This window comes from Gracilibacillus oryzae (assembly GCF_009498735.1).
Classification (GTDB): Bacteria; Bacillota; Bacilli; order Bacillales; family Amphibacillaceae; genus Gracilibacillus; species Gracilibacillus oryzae.
The window spans coordinates 84,700-107,743 of record NZ_ML762431.1; the positions used below are offsets into that span (position 1 = coordinate 84,700).

A 23,044-nucleotide genomic window follows, 5' to 3' on the forward strand; every position below is an offset into this window, starting at 1 on the left:
GATAGGGTGTATATTATGAACTATAAATTGATTTTAAGTAAATAATTTTCTTTGAACGGGAGATGAACGGAATGATTATTGCAGAAATAAATGGTTTGCAAAAAAATTATAAATCTACTCCTGCCTTAAAAAATGTCACGATGGATGTAAAGAAAGGCGAGGTGCTGGGATTTATCGGACCAAATGGTGCAGGAAAATCAACGACCATCCGAATTTTGCTCGGCATCATCAAATCCAGTGGCGGAACTGCCAAAATTTTCGGAAAAGATGTCTGGAAGGATTCGATCAAGATTCATAAGCAACTTGCCTATGTTCCGGGTGATGTGAACCTTTGGCCGAACTTATCAGGCGGAGAGATTATTGATGTATTTATGCGCCTTCAGGGAACGAAAAATGCAGCACGACGGGATGAGTTAATTCACAAATTTCAATTGGATCCTAAGAAAAAAGCACGGACCTATTCAAAAGGAAACCGACAAAAAGTTGCGCTGATAGCAGCACTTGCCAGTAATGCCGAATTGTTTATTTTTGATGAGCCAACAAGTGGTCTTGATCCCCTGATGGAAGCCGTTTTTCAAGAGGAAGTAGAAAAATTGAAAAATCAGGGCAAGTCGATTCTTCTCTCCAGCCATATCTTAAGTGAGGTCGAACGCTTATGTGACCGTGTGGCAATTATTCGCCAAGGAGAAGTCATTGAAACAGGATCACTAGAGGAATTAAGGCATTTGACTCGTTATCAATACAGGATTACAACAAGAAATGAACCTGTCGGCTTAAAAGAAGTGAGCGGTGTGCATGAACTGGAGATCAATGGAAATGAGGCTGTATTCCAGGCTGACAGCGATCAGATTGAAGCGATTCTTGAAGCCATTATGCCATACCATGTGATCAAGCTGGAGAGTGTGCCGCCGACGCTTGAATCCCTGTTTATGCGTCATTATGAATGAAAGTAGGTGAAAAAATGAACAATCTGTTTAATCAAACTGGGACGCTCTTTCTTTATATAGTACGCAAAGACTGGTTAAAACTGCTGATTTGGGCGGTTGCTTTAAGTCTTTTCGCAGGTGGCTTTGCCAAAGCCCTGGATGAATTGTATGGAAAAGACCCTGCTGGATTGATGGCGATGTATGAAACGATGAAAAATCCTGCCATGATTGCCATGATCGGTCCGACAGAAGCTACTGCTGAAACATACTGATGAAACTGATAAACGAAGAAAAGAAAGGCCGCTTGGATCAACTATATGCAACTAAATTAAGCCGGGCAAAATTCTACTGGTACCATGTCTTACTGGCTTCCTTATTAGGAGTTCTCGGACAATTCGCTGCCATATTTGGACTTTATTCAGCGCAGCTAAGTGTGATGGAAACACCGTTCAGTCTGTGGGAAATAACGAGGGCGGGAATAGTATGGCTGCCCGCAGTTTTATTCTTTATTGGAATCCTCTCTGTACTGATTGGCTGGTTGCCACGCTTAACGGTAATTATTTGGGGGTATCTGGTATTCGCCTTCTTTGTCAGTTATTTCGGGCAAATGATGACAATACCCGAATTCGTCGTTAATCTGAATGTGTTTAGTTATATTCCGAAAGTTCCAACTGAGGAATGGAACTGGGGAAGCCTGATCGTCATCCTATTAATGGCTCTGTTTATGTTCTTTATTGGTTTTATCGGGTATAAAAAGCGTGATTTGGTTACTGAATAATAGGCCATCCCTTGTAAAAAGCACTTCCTCTCCTATGAATGCAACTGAAAAAGTATGACGTATCTATAAGAAAAAAAATGACGTAATCCAAGAGAAGGAATTTCCTCAAACAGGTGGAAACTCCTTCTTTTTTGCCTAATCGGTTGAAAATTAATACAAATGTAAGACAAATTGAGAAAGAAATTGTTCTTAAAACAAAGATTATCTACAAATCTCCGGCTTTAGTGAGCAGATTTGTCGGTAAAAAGAAGATTAACAACAAATCTCCGGCTTTAGTGGGCAGATTTGTCGATAAAACGAAGATATACAACAAATCTCTGGCTTCTGTGGGCAGATTTGTCGATAAAACGGAGATATACAACAAATCTCCGGCTTTAGTGAGCAGATTTGTCGGTAAAAAGAAGATTAACAACAAATCTCCGGCTTTAGTGAGCAGATTTGTCGATAAAACGGAGATTAACAACAAATCTCCGGCTTTAGGAAGAAGATTTGTTGTTAAAAGTCAAACAGCTATTCCACAAATTATAATCCCGAACAGTAATTCGCGAGGGCATTTCAGTGCCCTCACTTCGAACCGATAAACTTCTTTCTGAACTGTGACGGTGATTGTCCTGTAAATTTTCTAAATTGTCTCGTAAAATATGGAGTTTGTCCAAAGCCTACTTCTTCCGCTATTGTGGCTATTTTCCATGATGTTTGAATTAACAGCATTTTCGCCTGCTCAATTCGATATTTCATCAGGTATTCAATTGGCGTACTTCCAAATGCTTTTTGCATACTTTTCGCAATATAATTGGGATGAAAATGAAAGGTTTCCTGCAGCAATTCATCTGTTATCCCCCACTTACTGTCATTATATTCCTCGAAACTTGAAGTGAGGTATTACAGACGGTTAGCGCTGTGATAAACTTTCATTGGGAAAAATAATAAAAAGCTAGGTGTTATTAAAGACATGAAAATTATTTGAGGTAAAGATTCCACCAACTGTGAAACAAATCAAATTGTAGTCCGTAAGTCAGACTTACTATATTACAAACAATGAAATAGTGCAGTAAGACCATTCACAGAACTTACTGCACAGGATTTATTAGAATTCATTATCGTTAAACTCTATTATCCTTGACTCCCAGTTATTACTTTTCCAAATTCTCTCTGTTTCTTCTAAAGAAGGATGATTGACCGAAACATTATTTACTAGTTTTTTATCCCCATTAGATAAATTTAATTCAATTATAATTCTATAATCTGGGATATATGATAAGTATTCTCTACCATCACTTGTAACATAGATATCAACCTTGTTATATGAATCTCTGTAGCCACTTTCTACTTCTTGGTAAATTTCCCTTAATTGATCCTCTTTAAGATCTTTACTAAGTTGTAGAGCCTGTTTGAAATCACCCTTTACAACTGTTGATTCAACAAATTGTAAAATAACATCATTTTCAGTTACATTGTTATTACTTGAACAACTACATGATATTACCATTACAAATATAATTAACAAAAATTTTTTTTTAGAACCCTTCAACAGTAGCACCCTTCACTAAATTATCCTTATATGTCTTCCATTTTTTTGATATTTTTTTGTAGTCACTGTTATCTGTATTATTTTCAAAAAAGTTTTGTTTTAACTTACCGATTGTAAGTATTTCTTGATACTTAGTAATCTGTAAGTCTTCATATTCTTGATCAGTTAAATTTAAACTTTTTTGATAGTTATATTGGAGCTTATTAGTGAATTTTACATTTTCATTATTTAATTTGGCTTCTTCTTGATCTACTTTTTGCTTATACTTTTTAGCTTCTTCTACACTTACACTTAAATCTTTTTCCTTAGCTATATTAAGTAAAACTTTTCTCTCAATAAATGCATTCTTTATCTCTTCATCAGTGTACGGTTCTTCACCCCTAAGACTTTTAAATAGATCTTTGTAAGCTTTAAATTTCTTATACTCTGATATATTAAACTTTTGATTATTTATTTTTAATTCATGCTTCGATCTGGTTACTTTATTATCTTTTGAAGTATTAATTTCTTCTGTGAATTTTTCGAAAGAGGGATTTATTCTTGAAAAATAATCAGTGTAATCCAATGCATTCTTACTCTCATCTTTAATACCTAAAGATGATGTATTATAGGGAAGTGAATTTATTGTTACAGTTATTGCATCAAAGCCAGGAATAAAGTCATTACTTTGAAAAAAAGCATCTCCTGTTGCATTATAAACATACTTGACATTATACATTAAAGTACCAGATCTGCCATCTGCATTGCTACAACCTGGTGAAACATATTCCATAGAATCAGTGAGGGCATATGAACTTGTTCCATCTACTGAAGAGTATGCAATTTCATTAACTCCAAAATTAGTTGAGTAAGGAAGCATACAAGCGTCTTGTAACCAACCGCTCATTCTGTGGTTAGTAGCATAACCATCATCCAGAGTTATAGTCATCCCTAGACTTAACCCCAGGTAAAAATTTATTCCATCACTACTAGTTTGGATAGAGACCTTATAGTTGTCATTGTTCACATATTGAACATCTGCCTCAGATTTTACAACTCCAAAGAAACTGAATGCGATTACAAACATTAATGTTGCAAACAAAACTTTAAAGCAATTGATAAAGAAACACTCCTTCGAAATATTATTGTAATAATTATACATATATACCATATCATATAACAATTCACATTAAAAGATTCATTTGAAAACTTCCTAAAATTTGCTTATTTCGATATATATCAATAATCTGGAAACTATAAATTTATACGTACCAGCCGTCTTCACATGCAGGCATCCGAATATCCGGAAAGGAGAGGATAGGTACGTTGTCCCACTTATATAGAGGTAAACTAGGACATTAACGTTGTCTCGCTGTCCTTCCTTCAATATATATACCGTTCCTTGTTAGGAGATAGTTCAGTTACCTCGTACTTTAAATTTGACTATTGGAAAATTATTACTAATCTACAAGAAGAAAAATGATGGAATTTAAAAGATGGAAATCCCTCAAATGGGTGAAAACTCCTTCCTTTTTCTCCATTCTTTTGAAGGTTCCTACAAATGTAAGACAAATTGAGAAATAGATTTTTCTTAAAAAAATTAACAACAAATCTCATGCTGCGGGGATGAAGCTTTGTCGATAATAATGATAATCAGCTGTTTCAGTGCCCTCACTTCGAACCGATAAACTTCTTCCTGAACTGTGACGGTGATTGTCCTGTAAATTTTCTAAATTGTCTCGTAAAATATGGAGTTTGTCCAAAGCCTACTTCTTCCGCTATTGTGGCTATTTTCCATGATGTTTGAATTAACAGCATTTTCGCCTGCTCAATTCGATATTTCATCAGGTATTCAATTGGCGTACTTCCAAATGCTTTTTGCATACTTTTCGCAATATAATTGGGATGAAAATGAAAGGTTTCCTGCAGTAATTTATTCGTAATGGGCTGGTGATAGTTTTGTTTCAAATAACTAACAACACTTTCCGCAAGCTCGACACTCCTTGATTCCTGAGAGTGAATATGATACTGGTATAATTCCTTTAAAATCTCTTCGAACAAGGTTTGCTGTTTCCATCGGTCAAAAGCTAACGATTTATCTTTCCCTTCCACTAATTGCTCCAGTTTACTGTAGATACTTTCCGGATATTTTAAGAGTAAATATTTCGGCAAATAAATATAATAATCATTTTTCTTAAACATGATCTCTTCATCTTCTTCCTCTGTCTTTCCGGAAAAAGAGCTTTGCAATTGCAAGTTTTCCCTTCCTTCTATCTCTTGCCACTTCCCTGTTGTACGAAAATGCAGCCAGTAAAAACTTGTGTCTTCATTGCATGGTTCCACTGCATAGTGATATAAATCCGGGCGTAATAATAATGATTGCCCTGCTTGTACACACCATTGATGGGCACCTTCTCCCAGAAACAATTCTCCCTTTTTTACAACAAGTAAATCAAAGACACCAATTGATTTTCTGCTATTATGGCTGACACCTGCCGGAAAATACGCTTGATCACAATACATAAAATAAGGTGTTGGCGGACATAGAAATTGCAAGGTTAAGTCTGGATTCATTATTCCCCTCCAAATAAAATATGAGTGTGAGATAGGAAATGAGGGGACAGTTACGTTGTCTCAGGCAAAGTAAGCCTGTCCCTCTGCCCTGCTTTCCAAAGGCTTATTTCATAGAAGTTGTTTGACCTGTTGTTTTAACAGAGGTATTTTATTTTGGACAACATCCCACACGATACGATAGTTAATTGAGAAGTATCCATGAATCATCATATCCCTCATACCAGCCATTTTTCTCCATTCAATATGAGGGTTCTCTTTTCGTGTTTGAACTGGAATATTTTTTGCTGCCTCTCCAATGACTAATATGTTCTTAATTACAGCATCAGAGACTAGATCATTATCAATAAAATCGTCATAAGTGAAACCTTCAGTAAATGTTTCATTCGTGTTGCAGCAGTATAAATATCCTCTAAAAAGACTTTAGGCTCCCTCTGCATACTTTGCACTCCTTATTATACTAGGCTTTAGTGCAGGCTTAATATCATCGATAATTACTAAATCAACTGGTTTTTCGAATAGATCTTCAAGATTAAACTTTAAATCCATATAGTTATCAAATGTCATGGCTGTATCTTCAAATTCTACCAGCAAATCAATATCACTGGATTCAATTTGCTCTTCGCGAGAATATGATCCAAACAAAGCGATAGTCTTTATTCCGTATTTTTCTTTCCACATCTTTAAATTTTCAGAAAGCACATCAAGGATTTCCTGTTGTGATAACATGATTATCACCGCCATTTTTTAGTATTAGATTTATTCTATTATACCACTTACTAACTGTTCGTTAATCAAAAAACACAACACTCTTATTATGCATGATTATTAGCAGTTATTCATTTTTCGTATCATCGGTACTGCAAAGAGAAATCTGGATTCATTACTCCCCTCCGAAAAAAATATGAGTGTGAGATAGTGCAAAATTTATGTTGAGATTCTATCTTTCATTTGATTATTCCATACGATAAACTTATCTACAAGCAAACAGAAAGCACTTACAAATAAAGAGTCATTTCCTGTTGCAATCGGTAATAGTGCAACACAAATCAGAATGAAAGGTGAGATTGTTGATGAAAAATACTGTCAACGAGCACATAGAATTAAATCAGGTAAAAGTGAAAGATGGGTTCTGGGATAAACGTACACGATTGATTACTGACAAAGTGATTCCCTATCAATGGGACGCCCTTAACGACAATATTCCAGATGTGCCGCCAAGTCACTCGGTAGAAAACTTTCGCATTGCAGCTGGTATCACTACAGGTGAATTTAAAGGGATGCCTTTCCAGGACAGTGATGCAGCAAAATGGATTGAAGCCGCCAGTTACAGCTTAATCAATGAACCAAATGCTGAATTGGAGCAATTAATTGATGAGTTAGTTGACTTAATTGCATACGCACAGAAGGATGACGGGTATTTAAACACATACTTCACTGTGGCAAAACCTGATCAGAAATGGCAGGATATTTCTCATGGTCATGAGCTGTATTGTGCCGGTCACATGATCGAAGCAGCAGTCGCTTATTATCAGGCAACAAGCAAAGACAAACTGCTTCAAGTCGTATGCAAATTTGCTGATCTCATTGACAACCTGATCGGACCAGAAGAAGGAAAAATGAAAATCTATCCAGGACACCCGGAAATTGAGCTTGCATTAGTTCGACTCTACGAAGTAACAAAAGAAACAAGATATTTGAAGCTTGCCGAATTTTTTGTAAAAGAAAGAGGCCACCATTCGAAATTTATGAGTCAGGAAAAATCATTTGCGCTTGGCCGAAAGGATAAATGGTTTCAGCTTGATTATCACCAGGCACATCTGCCAATGGAAGAGCAAACAACTGCAGAAGGACATTCTGTACGAGCGATGTATTTGTATTGTGCCATGGCTGACCTTGCTTTAGAGACAGGAGATGCCAAGTTGCTGGAGCAGTCAAAGACACTTTGGGATAATGCAGTGAACAAGCGAATGTACATTACTGGCGCCTTAGGTTCACAAGGACATGGCGAGCGTTTTACCATCGATTATGATTTACCAAATGATGTTGCATATGCGGAAACTTGTGCCTCGATTGGATTGGTGTTCTGGGCTCATCGTATGGCGAAGCTTGAAGTAAACAGAGAATATGCGGACGCCATGGAACGTGCGCTTTACAATGGTGTGATCAGCGGGATGTCATTGGACGGGGAAAAGTACTTTTATGTTAATCCCTTGGAGGTATTTCCAAAACAAGCAAATTACCGCCATGATCATGCCCATGTAGAAACCGAACGTGTCGGCTGGTTTGGCTGTGCATGCTGCCCGCCAAATATCGCAAGGCTGACAACATCGATTGGCCAGTACATTTACACACAGAATCATAATGCTATTTTTACCCACTTATATATTGGCAATGAATCATCGTTCAACGTAAACGGAAAAGAAGTAAATATCACACAGCAAAGGAATTATCCTTATAATGGCGATATTTCAATTACCGTTAATCCAGCAGAAGAAGTAGCATTTGACTTTTATGTAAGGATTCCAGGCTGGTGTGACAGCTATACATTAAAGGTAGATGGAGAAAAAATTGCAGCGGACGAAAACATGGTGAATGGATATGTAAAAATAGTGAAAACATGGGATAAAGCATGCAAAATCGAACTAAACTTGGAAATGCCTGTGAAGAAAATGCGATCCCATCCTAAGGTAAAAGAAAATGCAGGAAAAATCGCCTTACAACGCGGACCAGTGGTGTATTGTCTGGAAGAGATTGATAATGGCGAAGACTTGATGAACATCACGATTCCAAAGCAAGCCGAATTTAACGTTATCGACCAGCCTGATTTGTTGGATGGAATTGTCACCCTTGTTGGAGATGGTTACAGAATTACTGCTCAACCAACATCGAATCAACTTTATCAGTCTCATGAATTTACAGAGGAACCTGTGCAACTGACAGCTGTTCCATACAGCCATTGGGGCAATCGTAAACCAGGTGAGATGCTTGTTTGGGTGAGGGAATCCTAATGGGAAATCGGGTACTCCTCGGAAAAAAGCTAGAGAAATATTGATAGTAACAGGCAAAAAGCAGACCAAACTTTTATTGTTTGATCTGCTTTCATTTCTTATGGCTTAATATAAATGTTGATATCGTTGCCTTCTACCTTAAAAGCTCTCATATCTGGTTTATTTTCAAAACAAATCGAATTTATAATCAGATTTTTTTGGACTATTTCGTCAAATTTTATTAATACTGCTTCTAGCCAGGCATCAGGCTGAACATAGAGATCTATTCGCAAATCAACAGGAAGATCTAATTCTTTTCGATAGGTCTGAACAGCTCGAACAAATTCTCTTACTACTCCTTCTTCCTTTAATTCTTGTGTCAACTTGGTATCTAAGAATGTCAGGAAATGACTGCCTTCCAACAATTCAAAACCATCCTTGCCTTTTTTATCAATAATCATGTCATCGATTGTAAGAGTGGCCTTTTCACCTGATTTTAAAGATAATTGAATAGCTTTTTCTTCAAGAAATTCACCTATTTCTTTATTGTCTAATTTTTCTATTATATTCTTCACTTCACCAACAGATTTGCCTAACTTAGGCCCAACTACGGCAAAATTCAATTTAAGTGCAACCTCGAGTATCTCAGGGGAATTTTCCTTGAAAACAACTTCCTTAACATTCATTTCATCCATTATAATATCAGCGTATTTTTCTAATGAAGATAGACTGATTTCTTCTGTCGGAACAACGATTAATTGTGCTAATGGTTGTTTGGTCTTGATTGCCGCCGTATTTCTAAGTGATCTTGTTTGTTCTATTATCTGTAATACTCTGTCCATATCTTTTTCCAATTGTTCATCAATAAGCGTTTCATCAGATTGAGGATAATCAGATAAATGAACACTGTCTTTCACTAAGTTTGTGAAAATATCTTCTGTGACAAAAGGTGTATAAGGTGCCATGAGCTGTGACAGCTTCTTTAAAATCTCATACAAGGTGCTGAATGCTGACCGTTTATCATCCGTCATGCCACTGCTCCAAAAGCGCTGCCTCGAACGTCTTACATACCAATTACTGAGTTCATCGATAAATGTGGAAAGGAATCTTGCCCCTTTTGTAATATCATAGTCATCTAAACTCTGGGTAACTTCCCTTATCACAGTATGAAGGCGAGAAAGAATCCATTTATCCAGAGTAGTCGGAGTCCCGCCCAAGTCACTGTTTGGATTAAATTGGTCAATTTCTGCATACATAGAGTAAAATGAATATACGTTTATAAGTGTATCTATCACTTTAGATTTTGCTTGACTGACCGTTTTTTTAGAAAAGCGTTTATTATTCCACGGGGAACTGTCAGCTAACAAAGCCCACCTGAGGGAATCTGCACCAAACTCATTGATTAGCTCAGTTGGGTTCAACGCATTTCCCTTACTCTTTGACATCTTTTGCCCATTTTCGTCTAAGATATGCCCTAGAGAAAGGACACGCTTATAAGGTGACTGTCCTGTAAACAACGTCGAAACGGCTAATAAGCTGTAGAACCAGCCTCTTGTTTGATCCACCCCTTCAATTACTACATCAGCAGGGAACTGTTTCTCAAAAGTCTCGTTATTTTCAAATGGGTAATGATATTGAGCAAAAGGCATCGAACCACTATCAAACCATACATCAATAACCTCACTCGTTCTTTCCATTTTCCCGCCGCAAGCACAATTAAATTGAACTTTATCTACATATGGTTTATGCAAATCTATATCTTCTGGTATCTCTTCAACCGACAGTTCTCTTAATTCTCTGATTGAATTTGGAGCCTTTTCTTCGCCACATTCATTACAGCCCCATACATTTAGCGGGGTTCCCCAATATCTATTTCTGCCTATATTCCAGTCAACCATGTTATCCAAAAAGTTGCCAAACCTTCCATCTCTCATATGATTTGGGAACCATTGAACCCCTTGATTGTTTTGTTGCATTTCTTCCTTTACAGCAGTAGTTTTAATGAACCACCCCTCCATTGCATAATAGAGCAAGGGACTGTCACATCTCCAGCAGTGTGGGTAGCTATGTTCATATTTTTGTTTATCAAATAAAAGGTTTTGTTTTGATAGCATTTTTATTATTTCTACGTCACAGTCTTTGACAAACTGCCCTGCAAGTGGTGTGATATAGTCCTTATAGCGACCTTTCGTATCCACCACATTAACAAAATCAAAATCGTTATCTTGGACAGCTTTGTAATCATCTTCCCCATGAGCAGGTGCTAAATGTACAATTCCTGTTCCACTAGTTTCTGTGACAAAATCTGCTCCGAGAACTTTATGACCATTGGAAACCGTGACATAATGGAAAGGTGGTTCATAGGACTGACCAATTAAATCTTTCCCTTTTAACACCTCTACTGTTTCATAATTTCCTTTCATCACGTTGGAAACCAATTATTCAGCAAGGATGAATATTTCTGTGTCTTGTTTTACTCTTACATATTTCATGTCAGGATTTACCGCAAGGGCTACATTCGCTGGCAGAGTCCATGGTGTCGTAGTCCATCCTAAGAAGTATTCATTTTTCGTTCCTTTAAGTCTGAATTTAGCTGTAGCGGATAAATCTGTTACATCCTTGTATCCCTGTGCAACCTCATGGGAGCTTAGAGAAGTCTCACAATGCGGACAATAAGGGACAACTCGATGACCTTTATATAAATAGCCTTTTTCATGAATGATTGACAGTATATTCCAGACAGATTCAATATAATCGTTAGTTAAAGTGATATAGGGATCTTCCATGTCAACCCAATAACCAAGTGCTTCGGTGAATTGTTTCCACTCATTTTCATATGCAAAAACACTTTCCTTACATTTTTGAATGAAATTTTCAATTCCGTATTCTTCGATTTGATCTTTCCCACGTATCTTTAATTGTTTCTCTACTTCCAATTCCACAGGTAAACCATGCGTATCCCAACCTGCTTTTCTTAAAACCTGATAACCTGACATTGTTTTATACCTTGCAACAAAGTCCTTGATGGTTCTGCCAAGAGCATGGCCTGCATGTGGTAACCCATTAGCTGTTGGCGGTCCTTCATAAAAAACAAACGTCTCTTTCCCTTCCCGGTTAGCTATCGAACGTTGAAAAATTGCTTCTTTCTCCCACTTATTACGAACTCTTTGTTCCCTTTCCACATTGGACTCCATCAAGATTATCACCTCATTTTAATAAATAAAAAAAACCCGACTCTACATACGCAGAATCGAGTTTATATATAAATATATAATCTTCTTAAAAAAATAAAAAAAACCATAGTAGTGGTTTTTCAAATTAATTACACTACGTACTATCATACGTGTCCTTGTTATCGGTAGAATGCCGTCAAAGTTTAATCTTTCTTTCAACTTTGCTTCTCGGAGAGGATTTTCATTATGGTCTTAACGTTGACTTCCAGCAAATCGCCAACTCTCTGTAGATAAGATAATCATAACTACTCTTTCTCGTCATGGAATTATTTATTTAATTATCACTATATTAGCCAAAAGAAAATAAAAAGTCAACAGCCAAATCAGCTTATGGGCGAATCTTGCGGTGGGAAGATAAGTGAGTTTTTGCTGTTAAGCTTCTCCAACTGTGCTGTATCTTTTAGTGAAATAGTGCTTGATGGTTTCGATTAGGATAATTTGTCTAACAAAAAAGTCTAATCCTGCCTTATTAGCGAGAGATTAGACTTTTCATATGATTCCGGACTTCTTCAAATGCGAGAAATGGACACCTATCTGTTATCCCTTCACTCTCATACGACTCCATTGATAACTGGATAGTATCCCTCTCATACTTAATATTAATTCAATGATAATAAGCAAGAGGATAACCCAAACACCTATATGAATGACAAGTGATTGAGTCTGCGATAACCAGCCTGTCCCTGTATAACTTTTAAAAGTAAAGGCATAAAACATCCCAAATGTAAAAATACGACTCCACTGTGTCACGTCATAAACAAAGATCCCCTTCTGAATCCCATATCGTTTAATACGCTTAAAGAGTCTGTTTATCTCTATCACTTCCACAACAAGAAAGGCAGTTGCTGAGACCACCCAAACTACCGTTATGACTGAATCATGAACAGCATGCGAAAAAATGCAGGCTAGACCAGTAATGGATACTGCTCCATGTAATATACAGTTCGTATTTTTCCAATCAGCTTCAATGTTAAAGTTCTCAAAATTACTTGAATACCGGTTTATAATGAACATCAAGCATACAAGGTATAATATTATTCCCATTAATATTAAGAAGACATTGATATAATAGACCATTTCCATATTAAAAACAGTATTCAACAATAGTACAAGAGATTGTGTGCTTACAGTAGTCAATAAAAGGATGCCATGAACGTCTTTTGTCAATTTCAGCCTGTATATGTCTCTCAGGGCAATTATACTTATGGTGATGTAGGTCATCCATAAAAGAATGTTGAGAACGGTCAAGTACTTCACGAATAAGATCCATCCAGGAAAATTATTACATATTAAAATACTGCAAATCGAAGTGCCGGCAATCCATGTTCCAATGCCAAAGCGATTAATCGGATTTTCATAGTGGATGTTTCTAAATTGTTTGTTTCTGAGTGCCAGAACCAAAGAAAACAAAAAAGACAACCACAACGATATATTAAGGATGCTTAAAAGTTTGCCATAAAAACTTATATCTTCTGAACCGAAGTAATTCGTAAGAACCCCCTGTGTGATGATTCCGATTGCCATTACGGCAGCCATGGTAGATGTTTTGATATAAATTTTCCTCCATGTAAAGATCGTAATCAGAAGGAAACACATGATCATCATCGACAACAAATAGAGCAAGCTTATCACCTGTGTTTAACTTATTTGGTAGAAATTCATTTTACCATCAGGAATAATTTCTACAAAATAATAAGTCTTTCACTGAAAGTGGTACATACCTTATGACGAAAAGCTAACATTTCTCATAGTTTTTTTCATACAATTATTTTAGAGGTGATGACAGTGACAAGAGTAAAACATACCAGCAAAGACATTGATTTAATAGCGAGAATGATACATGCAGAGGCTGTCGGTGAGGGACGACTCGGGATGCTTATGGTTGGGAATGTCATTGTAAATCGAGCAGTAGCTGATTGTTTAGATTTTAAGGATGTAAGAACCATACGTGAAGTGATTTTTCAGGTTCAAGGTGGAAATTACTCTTTTGAAGCAGTACAAAAAGGTAGTTTATTTTATAAACCAGCAAGAGACCTGGAGAGAAACTTGGCACGAGAATTAGTAAAGTATTGGAGACAACATCCTTCCAAGTATGCTCTATGGTATTTTAACCCCTATGGTGAATGTCCACCTACATGGTACGATCAACCATTTGCAGGGCAATATAAACAGCATTGCTATTATGAACCACAGGCTAATACATGTGCAAGTGCTTATAGATTTTAACAATCTGCCCATAGCTGAATATTTTTGAGTTTTAACAACAAATCTCTTACTTCTTTGCCATACATTTGTTAACTTTCAAAGAATAGAGAAGGGAGCTCCTACCAATTAGTGGAGATCCCCTCTTTATAATATCAGCATTACTCTTCTTTTATCAGTCGTCTCAGCTTGTCCCCCTGTCCCAATCTAAACAGGTACTTTTACGACCTCATCAATGCAGCTAAAAATAAAATCTGGCTTTATATCTAATTTCATTATATCTTCTTGTTTTGATATACCTGTTAAAACTAGTCCTGTCTTCATTCCACAATTTATGCCAAGCTGCACGTCCGTTTCGAGCCGGGTCTCCAATCACTAAACAACTGGCTGAGCTTACTTCCTGAGCCCCTCTGGTGGAGATTTGTCGATTAAATGTGTTTTATCAACAAATCCACGGCTCTGCGGTTGAAGATTTGTCGATTAAATGAGTTTTATCAACAAATCCTGGGCTCTGCAGTTGAAGATTTGTCGATTAAATGAGTTTTATCAACAAATCCATGGCTCTGCAGTTGAAGATTTGTCGATTAAATGAGTTTTATCAACAAATCCATGGCTCTGCGGTTGAAGATTTGTCGATTAAATGAGTTTTATCAACAAATCCTGGGCTCGACTGAGGAGATTTGTTGATAAAAAGCTTCCGCCAAGTCGGTACCAGCATAGCGGGCTTGGAAATTAGTTGATGTACCTGCTGTTGAACACCATTAACACTTCCAGAAGAAAATTCCAATTCCCATACATCCAGTAAAAGGGATTTACGCTATCCCAACACAGGGAGCTCAGTCATTTGAATGCGGCTGGCTTTTTTATCATACCATTATATATTGATTGTCATATATATATTGCATATTTAATTTATATATGATATCTTATAGATACAGAGTTGTCACATATATATTACATATATAATATATATGCGACATGATGTAGAGTGGAGGGGGTTAATTATTGAATGATTTAGTTATAAGAAATCGAGTTAAGTTAGTAAGAATTGAACAAGATAAACATACACAAGGTGAATTAGCTAAACTAGTCGGTGTAACTAGACAGACGATGAACTTAATTGAAGCTAATAAATATAATCCTACAATTAAAGTTTGTTTATTAATTTCTAAGCACCTAGAAGTATCTTTAGATCATTTATTCTGGATGGAGGAGTAATTTATGTTAAAACTACTATATTATTTGCCTGCATTGTTAACGCTTGCAGTTATTATTGTGGTTGATGAAAGCTGGTTGAAAGTACTCTTATTAATTGTATTATCAGCTACCGTTATTGTTTCAAAATATAAACGAAGGCAATTATCTTCAAATGAAATTGAATATGATGAAAGAGTAAATACTAATATTCAAAAGTATTCTTTTGGCTTTATGGTCATTATGAATGCGTTACTAATCTGTTATTTCATACTAGTTTCAAAATTTGGAATGAATGAGTGGCTAACAAATGATCTCCTATTGGTTTATTTATCTACAACTCTAATTATTCCAATTTATATTATTCCTAGCATAGCTAAGAAATTTTAATGGAGGTATCCAAAATGAATACTGATTTATTAATTATAGGTGGACTACTATTACTAATGGGATTTTTGGTAGGAGTTAAAAAGCAAACTTGGTTATTATCTGGTTTCAATGAAAAACGAGTTTCCAACAAAGACAGATTGGCTAAATTAGTTGGCGGATTTGTAGGGATAATGGGCGTAATCTTTATTATTGCAGGTGTTTTCTCATTTCAATCTGTCATGATCTTAGTTGCCATATTATTTTTAGGATTATTTGGATTAATCATCTATTCAAATGTTAAATTAGTAGATCAATGAACAAAAAAACTCCATGGACAGTAGTTCGGGAGTTTTTTTGTTGCATGAAGATGTTCGGTTATACTACTCTATATTCTTCTCTATCTAGCTTGTACTGAATTATGCTCGCTTTAGATGATCATTTCTAGTCAACGGTAGTAATAATGCGCTGCAAATGATTGATGTTTCTCGTTTTTCTTCTTCAATATATCGCTGTTACTTAAATATAATTTAAGCCTGACTTGTTTTAATTTTATCAAAGTCCTGCTTTAACAAAGAGTACATATATAAATCATCAAATTTGCCACATGTAAACTCATAATTCCTCAATAAGCCTTCTCTTAAAAATCCCAACTTTTCTACCAACTTTTGTGAAGATAGATTAAGTGGCTCTATCAATGCTTCAATACGCTGGAAATTCATATGTTGATATCCGTAACTTATTATCGCTTCAACTGCCTCGGCAGCTATCCCTTTTCCCCAATGCTCCCTAGTCAATTCAAAGCCAATTTCTGCACGGAAATGCTGTGAAGTAATATTATGAAAACCGCAACTTCCAATTACAATTTCCTGCTCTTTTAAAGTAATTCCCCACCTGATACCAGTGCTGTTAACCTGTATGGATTGATACCATGCGATCTCATCTAAGGCGTCGTCTATTGATTTAAAAGGTTCCAATCCATAGTACTTCATTACTTCTTCATCAGAGAGATAATTCAAAATACTGTTCGCATCCTCTTTTGTAACTTTTCTTAATACTAACCTTTTAGTCTCCAGGACAGGGAATGTGTCTATGTCTTGGTTCATCGTGATCTCTCCTATATTTTATTTGATGGCTAGATTTATCTATTTAAGCTCTCCTATAGTATATCTCTTCAAAGATGTATTTAAATAGTATGTATCTTATTATTTTCAATTTCCATAATTGCTTCATAAAAGTCTGTCATAGAGCTAATAGCATAATCAGCATTTTTACAATATTTGATAGATTATATTCATTAGTAAAGCTAACAATTAAACTAAACTTAATTTTTCAATTGCCTGCTTTTCATCTGTAAGGAAAAATATATCTTTCCCTTTATTGCTCTCATAGATAAAGTCCTTCAAACTTTTACTTGAATAAACAGAAAAGTCCCCTACTATGGCAACTTTCACATGATAGTTGATAAACTTTTGTAATATTTCCCCTGCAAGTTTTGTACTTAAATGAAAAAAGTCCTCACAAATTGCTGATTTATTCAAGATTATACGGTGACAGCCAGTTTCATACGCTACTGTCGCAATAAAATCGAGTGCCGACTGAACATCTTTTATTACTATCTCACTAGTGCTTATTACAGCAATTTCAATATTATTCTGTCTAACGGTATTTATCTTCATAATAGTCCTCCACTTCTGTAAATATAATTGTTACATCATAATTAATTACAGATCTTTGTTATAATTTGTGATATATATTTCAGTTGTGACTCACTTTTATGGGATTTAAAAGACCTGATTTCGGCAAGAAAGGCAACCGTTAGCTTAATAAAAACACTCTCGTATTCTTGGAACTAGCTCTTTGTAGTTAATAAAAAAGTCTCTTATTGGAATGACTGCAAGATATGAAGAGACGGGGGTATCAGCCAATACACATTCATCATATATTAAACTAATATGTAATCTCTTCTGTGGTGTTTCTCCCCTTTGCATTAACCAGTTCGACAAATCGACATATAATGTATGACCTGTTTCATCAATAGACCTTTCCATTGAAAATCGACCTGCAAAACTTCCCCACCAAACCCTGAAGGCTTTGTAGACTTCATTAAAGCTCTTTAAATTATCCGGACTATTTTCAAACAGTTTGAGATAAAATAAATCTTTATCTTCATAAAATATTTTCATATCGTTATTACTGCTAAATATCTTTTGTGAAACTTCATTCCACAGTTCCCTATACTTTATTTCAAAGCCTTCTTTAAACACCACTTTTGTTGATAAATAAGGAAATCTTGGTTCATCTTTCTTTCGAATTTGATTAAGATACATATTTTGTATATAAATCAAAAAGTTTAAAGTAAATGATGTATCTGTCTCCATCTCAAAAGAATTTTCCATATCTATCCCTCCTTGTTAAGGCATAATTCCAGTCACTAAACTGCCATGTTTAATCGAACAAAATTCAACATGTCCCATATCATCATACTAAAATCATAACAGAAGATAATGAATTGTGGCTCATTTTTTCACAGTTTTGGCAACCTTTGCTACACAGTATTTAGTCAATAATGAAAAAGAGACAGCCACTTTAGTGCAGCCATTCCATTCAATTACCTGTATAAACAATTTTTATAATTTACTAAGACTATGACTCCAGCAACTATTAAATATAGTATAGAGGTAACGGTCAGAACGTTTAGTACATCTCCTGCTTGAATAGCCATAGAATAATTGAATAGTTGATGGATCAGAATAGGAATGATAAGATTTCGGTTCAAGTTATAAAATGCGGTTATGATGATTGATACGGCAACAATGGCAAACAGAAAACAGATAATATATTGCACCAATTGTAATCCTGAATATCCTGACATAAGCCATAACGGCGTATGCCAAAAACCCCATACCAATCCAACGATAATGGCCGACTTTAGCGGATTATATTCTTTTTGCAATTCATTTAATACAAAGCCTCGCCAGCCTAGCTCTTCTCCGAGCGGTCCTAAGATTAAATTGTAACCAAATACAATAAGCAAAGAAGTCCAGGAAACTGTTAATTGTTCATGTATAGGCACATTCCATAATTTATTTATAATGAAAAGACTCCCGATCAAAATAAAAAATTGAATGAGAACGATACACGAAATCGTTGATATTCTGATTCTTTCACTAAATTGCCTTTTAATAAAATTCCATAGACCTTCCTTTGGGTAAATTTTTCGGAACATGGTTATGAAAACAAAGGCAGACGTCCATGATGACAGCACGATGAGTATCTCTGCTACAGGCTGAGACTTTAATAGAAACATCGTCAGACCTATGACAAGAAGAAAAACAAAAAACATAACATACGTCCATAAAATATACTTTTTTACCATAACATTCAAACCAGTCACCCTCCTAAATATAAAGAAACCAATGGAACAGTTTGGAATTGTTCCATTGGTTATAAAGGTAAACTATGGTGTTACCCCCAGGTCAATAAATAATCTCTTATTCAACTGGAATATAAATTTCTAAGAAGGCTCTTTCTTTTTTATCTAGATATGTAATAAGACGAGTATTAACAAAAGCAACCCCTTTTGGTTTATGTCCTTGTGTTTTTCCCCATTCTAAAGTAGATGCAAAAACGGTTTCTTTTATATCATTGTTTCCGTTTCGATACCTGCCATCCTCAACAATGGTATATATGCATTTGGAATATGATAAATAACTTCCGCTTTTTTCATTGTCGATCGTTTCATGCTTCTCAACAATATACATTTTTGAATTTATTAGCCCGTTTTCATCAAAGGTAAACTTTTTCATGATTTTGCTAAGAATATCGTCCTTTACCATATCCATATTTTCCAGGATGGCTGGATACTCGAGGAAGGAATAAAAATCGGAGAACTCTCCCATTACTTCATAGACTGGGAGTTCCTTGATGGTGTACTGGTTTAAGTGCTCTTTTAAATCCTTGCAAAAAGCTTTCGTTTCTTTTATTTTTTGAAGCATGTATTGTTTATTTCGAATGGTTTCTTCTAATTGTTCGGCTTTATTTTCTAATAAGGTTTCCAGTTCTTCCATTGCTCTTCCTTCTTGTAATTTTCTAACCTCTTTTATCGACAGGTTTCTCTTCTTATAAAAATCAGCAACCAATAATGTATAGATATCAAAATTGTCATATTTGCGATAATTATTCCATTCATCTTGGTCTGGTTTTACAATGCCTTGTTCTTCGTAATACCGCAGTGCATCTCTTGATACTCCTAGAATTTCTAATAATTGGCTTGTTTTATATGTATTCCTTTCCAAATTCTATTAACCTCCTGAAAGTTTGCTATTAATGGTTTTAAACTTGGCTATAATTATGAATCTATTTAAGTAAATCCAATATTCAATAGATTGTATATCTCACTGATAATTAACCGGAGCTTTTTGTATATCACTATGAATGATCAATAATTGATTTTTTTGCAGATTTACACCAGCTTGTACAGCAAGCTCTTTTTAATTGTGCTTCACTTATAAATTCATACATTCCTTTCATCATTTACTATCTCCTCAGTAATGCCTTGGTATAATTTTACTACAGAACCCTGGCCTGCTTAAACCCCCTGCATATAAAGTTAATTGAAGCCTTTGATATAGAAGTGAAATTTCTAGACGAATAGCATAATGCAAATTTTTCAATATAATCTTCCTGAATATTTTGAAGTGGAAATCATTTACTCATAATTTCCTATTTAGTATCAGAATCCTTCTTCAGCTAACCTCTCCGTAAGTGAAGCTCTTCACACCCCTTTCTGAAATTCGGAGTATAGGACTCATTGAAATAACAACTTGTATACGGAGCTCGACCAGTGGAGAGTTCAAATTTTCCAGCAACAAAATTCATATTAAAAGGAAATTCCCTCCCTGCTAGTGTATAATAATCTAGAAAGGGGAAGCGTAAATGATGAGATTTCTAAGAAATTTTGTAATAGTAATCATTGTTCTGGCGGGTCTCGGTTATGGTGTTTACCACTTTGGTACCAAATGGGCATCTGATAAACTGGTGGAAGTAATATCCACTGAATTGTCCGATAGCGGAGAAATGGAAATGATCAAACAAACGATTGAAAGTGATCCAGAGTTACAGGCTTTTATAGCTGATGCTGAATCAGTTGATGAAAGTAAATTACCGTTTACCACCAAAGAAGAAGCTACCAGAGTTATCATTAATAAGATAGGGATCTCAGAACTCCAAGACATACAATCCAAAGTTCAGCAAGGACAAATGACGAAGGAAGAACTCATACAACAAGCGGAAAGTAATTTTACCAAAGAGGAAATTGCTGCAATGAAAGTAATCGCTTATAAAGAACTTTACAATAGATAATAGGAAAGACACTTCATATCGAGGTGTCTTTTTTGTATTAGTATTGCCTGGAAAGATATATTTTACTTTACCCTCTCCTTCTTTATATTTCTTAACATTCTTTATTTCAACAGATATGACAAAAATCTGGTCGAAATCCCCTATCTTTTGTCATATAAAATTACATTTAATCGACAAAACAATAATGTATGTAACAGTTTCTCACAGAAAGCAAGACGGCTGCCTATTAACCCAATACAATAAACTCAGCAAGACTAACTAAATTGATGAAGGGAGCAATGTGATGGAAAGTAAACAAGGTAATCAAATGACAAGAAGAGATTTTATTAATCAGGCAGGTAAGGTCGGTGGCGTTATCGCCGTATGGGGTGCAATGGAGTCGTTAGGCTTATTAGGTCACTCTTTAGTTGGTGCCAAAGAATTTCAATCTCCTAAGAAAAGCGATTTAACGGCAGTGAATAAAAATGGAAAAAAAGTGATTATACTAGGTGCAGGTATTGCTGGAATGGCAGCAGCATACGAGTTAAGGAAAGCTGGATATGATTGCAAAATACTTGAAGCAAGAGATCGTTCCGGCGGCCGGAATTGGACCGTAAGAAATGGGACAGAAGAAACTGAGCTCAAGGGGGTTAAGCAGACAGCTCATTTTGATAAAGATGTCTATATGAATGCTGGACCTGCACGTATTCCTCAACATCATGTCACTATGGATTATTGTAAAGAATTAGGAGTTAAACTTGAAGTTTTTGCTAATTCAAATGATTTTGCCTATTTCTATCAAGAAAATGCGGGACCTCTATCTAATCAAAAAATAAGAAAAGGAACTGTAAAAGCAGATACACGCGGCTATATATCTGAACTGCTAGCAAAATCCACAGATCAGGCAGCCTTAGATACGCCTCTCTCCAAAGAAGACATGGAAAGGTTAAAGGCTTTTCTTATAGGTGAAGGAGGCTTATCAGCTGATTTGACTTATAAAGGTTCAAGTCGACGCGGCTATAGTGAATTACCGGGAGGAGGCCATCAATCCGGAGTATTAGATAATCCTTATAATCTTATCGATCTGCTTCAGTCAGGGATGATGCACAATATTAGCGGCGAGTATAGCTATAACCAGCAACCACTGATGTTCCAGCCGGTTGGAGGGATGGACCAAATTCCTAAAGCACTTGAAAAACAGCTGCCTGGGGTCATCACTTTCGGGGCCGAAGTACAAGAGATAAGGCAATCAACTGATGGCGTGCGAATCACATACAAAACTAAAGAGAACAGCAAGCCAAAAGAGATCTCTGGCGATTATTGCATATGTACTATTCCACTCTCTGTGTTAAAAAATATACCAGCAGATTTTACCTCGCCTATGAAACAGGCTATTAAGAGTATCAATTATGCAGCAACTGGTAAAATCGGTCTCCAGTTCAAGAATCGATTCTGGGAACAAGATGATCGCATTCTTGGGGGTATAACTACAACTAACATGGATATTTCACAAATCTGGTATCCTTCTCATGATTACTTAAGTCAAAAAGGTCTATTAATTGGCTACTATAATTTTGGTCAAAATGCTGTTGATTATGGAAATCTATCTCTTAACCAACGGCAAGCCCAGGCGTTAAGCCAAGGATCAAAAATACATCCTCAGTATTATCGTGATTTCGAAAAATCTTTCTCTGTTGCATGGCACAAAACTAAATATAGTGAAGGCGGATGGGCTTCCTATTCTGCTTCTGATCTTAAAAACTATTATCCTATTTTAAATGAACCACAAGGGCGGATCCACCTCGCCGGAGAGCATCTTAGTTATTTAACCGGATGGATGGCTGGTGCATTTGAATCAGCAAGAATAGCTGTTAGCAGAATTCATGAAGAAGTATTGAAAGAGAATAAGGTAGCATCCAAGGCAGGTTAAA

General features: G+C 35.8%; 25 protein-coding genes, 1 pseudogene and 1 other annotated feature. Of the genes and pseudogenes, 12 read left to right on the top strand and 14 right to left on the bottom strand.

What is annotated here, in order from left to right:
- The first annotated feature begins 71 nt into the window (after positions 1 to 71).
- The 4 genes from F9U64_RS11835 to F9U64_RS11850 all read left to right on the top strand — a co-directional run bounded on the left by F9U64_RS11835 (position 72) and on the right by F9U64_RS11850 (position 2,285).
- Positions 72 to 947 (top strand): ABC transporter ATP-binding protein, encoded by an 876-nt coding sequence (locus tag F9U64_RS11835; protein WP_228275685.1) that lies wholly within the window; start codon positions 72 to 74, stop codon positions 945 to 947.
- Positions 948 to 961: 14 nt separating this feature from the next.
- On the top strand, positions 962 to 1,198 hold the full coding sequence (locus F9U64_RS11840; RefSeq protein ID WP_153403662.1) for a hypothetical protein: 237 nt from the start codon (positions 962 to 964) through the stop codon (positions 1,196 to 1,198).
- Positions 1,198 to 1,704 carry a hypothetical protein gene (locus tag F9U64_RS11845; protein WP_153403664.1) on the top strand — a complete coding sequence of 169 codons (507 nt, stop codon included), beginning with the start codon at positions 1,198 to 1,200 and terminating at the stop codon, positions 1,702 to 1,704. Before F9U64_RS11840 ends, F9U64_RS11845 begins: the two co-directional genes overlap by 1 nt.
- A 131-nt stretch (positions 1,705 to 1,835) precedes the next feature.
- Positions 1,836 to 2,285, top strand: coding sequence for a hypothetical protein (locus F9U64_RS11850; RefSeq protein WP_153403666.1), 450 nt, complete (start codon positions 1,836 to 1,838; stop codon positions 2,283 to 2,285).
- Here the strand turns inward: F9U64_RS11850 and F9U64_RS11855 are convergent.
- The 6 genes from F9U64_RS11855 to F9U64_RS11880 form a co-directional block, all read right to left on the bottom strand.
- On the bottom strand, positions 2,269 to 2,529 hold the full coding sequence (locus F9U64_RS11855) for a helix-turn-helix transcriptional regulator (protein ID WP_153403668.1): 261 nt from the start codon (positions 2,527 to 2,529) through the stop codon (positions 2,269 to 2,271). The genes F9U64_RS11850 and F9U64_RS11855 overlap by 17 nt on opposite strands.
- Before the next feature lie 262 nt (positions 2,530 to 2,791).
- Positions 2,792 to 3,235: a hypothetical protein gene (locus F9U64_RS11860; protein ID WP_153403670.1), complete on the bottom strand. Its 444-nt coding sequence runs from the start codon at positions 3,233 to 3,235 to the stop codon at positions 2,792 to 2,794.
- Positions 3,222 to 4,301 carry a hypothetical protein gene (locus F9U64_RS11865; RefSeq protein WP_153403672.1) on the bottom strand — a complete coding sequence of 360 codons (1,080 nt, stop codon included), beginning with the start codon at positions 4,299 to 4,301 and terminating at the stop codon, positions 3,222 to 3,224. Before F9U64_RS11865 ends, F9U64_RS11860 begins: the two co-directional genes overlap by 14 nt.
- A 584-nt stretch (positions 4,302 to 4,885) precedes the next feature.
- Complete coding sequence (locus tag F9U64_RS11870) at positions 4,886 to 5,788, bottom strand: AraC family transcriptional regulator (RefSeq protein ID WP_153403674.1); 903 nt, start codon at positions 5,786 to 5,788, stop codon at positions 4,886 to 4,888.
- Between the two features lie 108 nt (positions 5,789 to 5,896).
- Entirely contained in the window at positions 5,897 to 6,133 is a 237-nt protein-coding gene (locus tag F9U64_RS11875) for a HepT-like ribonuclease domain-containing protein (protein WP_228275693.1), read from the bottom strand.
- Positions 6,134 to 6,208: 75 nt separating this feature from the next.
- Positions 6,209 to 6,514, bottom strand: coding sequence for a nucleotidyltransferase family protein (locus F9U64_RS11880; RefSeq protein WP_194287356.1), 306 nt, complete (start codon positions 6,512 to 6,514; stop codon positions 6,209 to 6,211).
- 344 nt (positions 6,515 to 6,858) lie between these two features.
- Between F9U64_RS11880 and F9U64_RS11885 the strand changes: the two genes are divergently transcribed.
- The gene (locus tag F9U64_RS11885; RefSeq protein ID WP_153403677.1) at positions 6,859 to 8,796 is read left to right on the top strand and encodes a glycoside hydrolase family 127 protein; all 1,938 of its coding nucleotides are present in this window, start codon (positions 6,859 to 6,861) and stop codon (positions 8,794 to 8,796) included.
- Between the two features lie 98 nt (positions 8,797 to 8,894).
- Here F9U64_RS11885 and ileS read toward each other — a convergent pair.
- Both ileS and F9U64_RS11895 read right to left on the bottom strand, forming a co-directional pair.
- Positions 8,895 to 11,972, bottom strand: a pseudogene (ileS, locus tag F9U64_RS11890) (isoleucine--tRNA ligase).
- 116 nt (positions 11,973 to 12,088) lie between these two features.
- Positions 12,089 to 12,279 (bottom strand) — a binding site (T-box leader).
- Between the two features lie 266 nt (positions 12,280 to 12,545).
- The gene (locus tag F9U64_RS11895; protein WP_153403678.1) at positions 12,546 to 13,631 is read right to left on the bottom strand and encodes a TDT family transporter; all 1,086 of its coding nucleotides are present in this window, start codon (positions 13,629 to 13,631) and stop codon (positions 12,546 to 12,548) included.
- Between the two features lie 162 nt (positions 13,632 to 13,793).
- On the opposite strand from F9U64_RS11895, the gene F9U64_RS11900 reads away from it, so the two are divergent.
- Positions 13,794 to 14,234, top strand: a complete 441-nt coding sequence (locus F9U64_RS11900) for a cell wall hydrolase (RefSeq protein ID WP_153403680.1) — start codon at positions 13,794 to 13,796, stop codon at positions 14,232 to 14,234.
- 183 nt (positions 14,235 to 14,417) lie between these two features.
- Here the strand turns inward: F9U64_RS11900 and F9U64_RS23595 are convergent, their stop codons facing one another.
- The gene (locus tag F9U64_RS23595) at positions 14,418 to 14,534 is read right to left on the bottom strand and encodes a hypothetical protein (RefSeq protein ID WP_407647322.1); all 117 of its coding nucleotides are present in this window, start codon (positions 14,532 to 14,534) and stop codon (positions 14,418 to 14,420) included.
- 456 nt (positions 14,535 to 14,990) lie between these two features.
- On the opposite strand from F9U64_RS23595, the gene F9U64_RS23600 reads away from it, so the two are divergent.
- The 4 genes from F9U64_RS23600 (at position 14,991) to F9U64_RS11925 (ending at position 16,090) form a co-directional block, all read left to right on the top strand.
- Positions 14,991 to 15,095, top strand: a complete 105-nt coding sequence (locus F9U64_RS23600; protein ID WP_153403842.1) for a competence protein ComK — start codon at positions 14,991 to 14,993, stop codon at positions 15,093 to 15,095.
- A gap of 120 nt (positions 15,096 to 15,215) precedes the next feature.
- Complete coding sequence (locus F9U64_RS11915; RefSeq protein ID WP_228275686.1) at positions 15,216 to 15,428, top strand: helix-turn-helix transcriptional regulator; 213 nt, start codon at positions 15,216 to 15,218, stop codon at positions 15,426 to 15,428.
- Between the two features lie 3 nt (positions 15,429 to 15,431).
- Entirely contained in the window at positions 15,432 to 15,794 is a 363-nt protein-coding gene (locus F9U64_RS11920; RefSeq protein WP_153403684.1) for a hypothetical protein, read from the top strand.
- A gap of 14 nt (positions 15,795 to 15,808) precedes the next feature.
- Positions 15,809 to 16,090 (top strand): DUF3784 domain-containing protein, encoded by a 282-nt coding sequence (locus F9U64_RS11925; protein ID WP_153403686.1) that lies wholly within the window; start codon positions 15,809 to 15,811, stop codon positions 16,088 to 16,090.
- A gap of 210 nt (positions 16,091 to 16,300) precedes the next feature.
- Here the strand turns inward: F9U64_RS11925 and F9U64_RS11930 are convergent, their stop codons facing one another.
- The 5 genes from F9U64_RS11930 to F9U64_RS11950 all read right to left on the bottom strand — a co-directional run bounded on the left by F9U64_RS11930 (position 16,301) and on the right by F9U64_RS11950 (position 20,068).
- A complete protein-coding gene (locus F9U64_RS11930; protein WP_194287358.1) occupies positions 16,301 to 16,876 on the bottom strand; it encodes a GNAT family N-acetyltransferase in 576 nt (191 codons plus the stop codon).
- A 207-nt stretch (positions 16,877 to 17,083) separates the two neighbouring features.
- A complete protein-coding gene (locus F9U64_RS11935) occupies positions 17,084 to 17,449 on the bottom strand; it encodes a DUF4180 domain-containing protein (protein ID WP_153403687.1) in 366 nt (121 codons plus the stop codon).
- A gap of 144 nt (positions 17,450 to 17,593) precedes the next feature.
- Complete coding sequence (locus F9U64_RS11940) at positions 17,594 to 18,169, bottom strand: hypothetical protein (protein WP_153403689.1); 576 nt, start codon at positions 18,167 to 18,169, stop codon at positions 17,594 to 17,596.
- Positions 18,170 to 18,381: 212 nt separating this feature from the next.
- Entirely contained in the window at positions 18,382 to 19,149 is a 768-nt protein-coding gene (locus tag F9U64_RS11945; RefSeq protein WP_228275694.1) for a CPBP family intramembrane glutamic endopeptidase, read from the bottom strand.
- A 115-nt stretch (positions 19,150 to 19,264) separates the two neighbouring features.
- Positions 19,265 to 20,068 carry a MerR family transcriptional regulator gene (locus F9U64_RS11950; protein WP_153403693.1) on the bottom strand — a complete coding sequence of 268 codons (804 nt, stop codon included), beginning with the start codon at positions 20,066 to 20,068 and terminating at the stop codon, positions 19,265 to 19,267.
- A gap of 640 nt (positions 20,069 to 20,708) precedes the next feature.
- Here F9U64_RS11950 and F9U64_RS11955 point away from each other — a divergent pair.
- Together F9U64_RS11955 and F9U64_RS11960 are read left to right on the top strand one after the other, a co-directional pair.
- Positions 20,709 to 21,134: a hypothetical protein gene (locus F9U64_RS11955; RefSeq protein WP_323125844.1), complete on the top strand. Its 426-nt coding sequence runs from the start codon at positions 20,709 to 20,711 to the stop codon at positions 21,132 to 21,134.
- Positions 21,135 to 21,417: 283 nt separating this feature from the next.
- Positions 21,418 to 23,043 carry a flavin monoamine oxidase family protein gene (locus F9U64_RS11960; RefSeq protein ID WP_153403695.1) on the top strand — a complete coding sequence of 542 codons (1,626 nt, stop codon included), beginning with the start codon at positions 21,418 to 21,420 and terminating at the stop codon, positions 23,041 to 23,043.
- Position 23,044: the final 1 nt, after the last annotated feature.

Bases quoted from the DNA above. Each gene is read 5' to 3' on its own strand.
- F9U64_RS11835 (WP_228275685.1), top strand. From the start codon at position 72: ATGATTATTGCAGAAATAAATGGTTTGCAAAAAAATTATAAATCTACT.
- F9U64_RS11840 (WP_153403662.1), top strand. From the start codon at position 962: ATGAACAATCTGTTTAATCAAACTGGGACGCTCTTTCTTTATATAGTA.
- F9U64_RS11845 (WP_153403664.1), top strand. From the start codon at position 1,198: ATGAAACTGATAAACGAAGAAAAGAAAGGCCGCTTGGATCAACTATAT.
- F9U64_RS11865 (WP_153403672.1), bottom strand. From the start codon at position 4,301: ATGTTTGTAATCGCATTCAGTTTCTTTGGAGTTGTAAAATCTGAGGCA.
- F9U64_RS11870 (WP_153403674.1), bottom strand. From the start codon at position 5,788: ATGAATCCAGACTTAACCTTGCAATTTCTATGTCCGCCAACACCTTAT.
- F9U64_RS11880 (WP_194287356.1), bottom strand. From the start codon at position 6,514: ATGTTATCACAACAGGAAATCCTTGATGTGCTTTCTGAAAATTTAAAG.
- F9U64_RS11885 (WP_153403677.1), top strand. From the start codon at position 6,859: ATGAAAAATACTGTCAACGAGCACATAGAATTAAATCAGGTAAAAGTG.
- F9U64_RS23595 (WP_407647322.1), bottom strand. From the start codon at position 14,534: ATGAAGACAGGACTAGTTTTAACAGGTATATCAAAACAAGAAGATATA.
- F9U64_RS11920 (WP_153403684.1), top strand. From the start codon at position 15,432: ATGTTAAAACTACTATATTATTTGCCTGCATTGTTAACGCTTGCAGTT.
- F9U64_RS11925 (WP_153403686.1), top strand. From the start codon at position 15,809: ATGAATACTGATTTATTAATTATAGGTGGACTACTATTACTAATGGGA.
- F9U64_RS11930 (WP_194287358.1), bottom strand. From the start codon at position 16,876: ATGAACCAAGACATAGACACATTCCCTGTCCTGGAGACTAAAAGGTTA.
- F9U64_RS11935 (WP_153403687.1), bottom strand. From the start codon at position 17,449: ATGAAGATAAATACCGTTAGACAGAATAATATTGAAATTGCTGTAATA.
- F9U64_RS11940 (WP_153403689.1), bottom strand. From the start codon at position 18,169: ATGGAAAATTCTTTTGAGATGGAGACAGATACATCATTTACTTTAAAC.
- F9U64_RS11945 (WP_228275694.1), bottom strand. From the start codon at position 19,149: ATGGTAAAAAAGTATATTTTATGGACGTATGTTATGTTTTTTGTTTTT.
- F9U64_RS11955 (WP_323125844.1), top strand. From the start codon at position 20,709: ATGATGAGATTTCTAAGAAATTTTGTAATAGTAATCATTGTTCTGGCG.
- F9U64_RS11960 (WP_153403695.1), top strand. From the start codon at position 21,418: ATGGAAAGTAAACAAGGTAATCAAATGACAAGAAGAGATTTTATTAAT.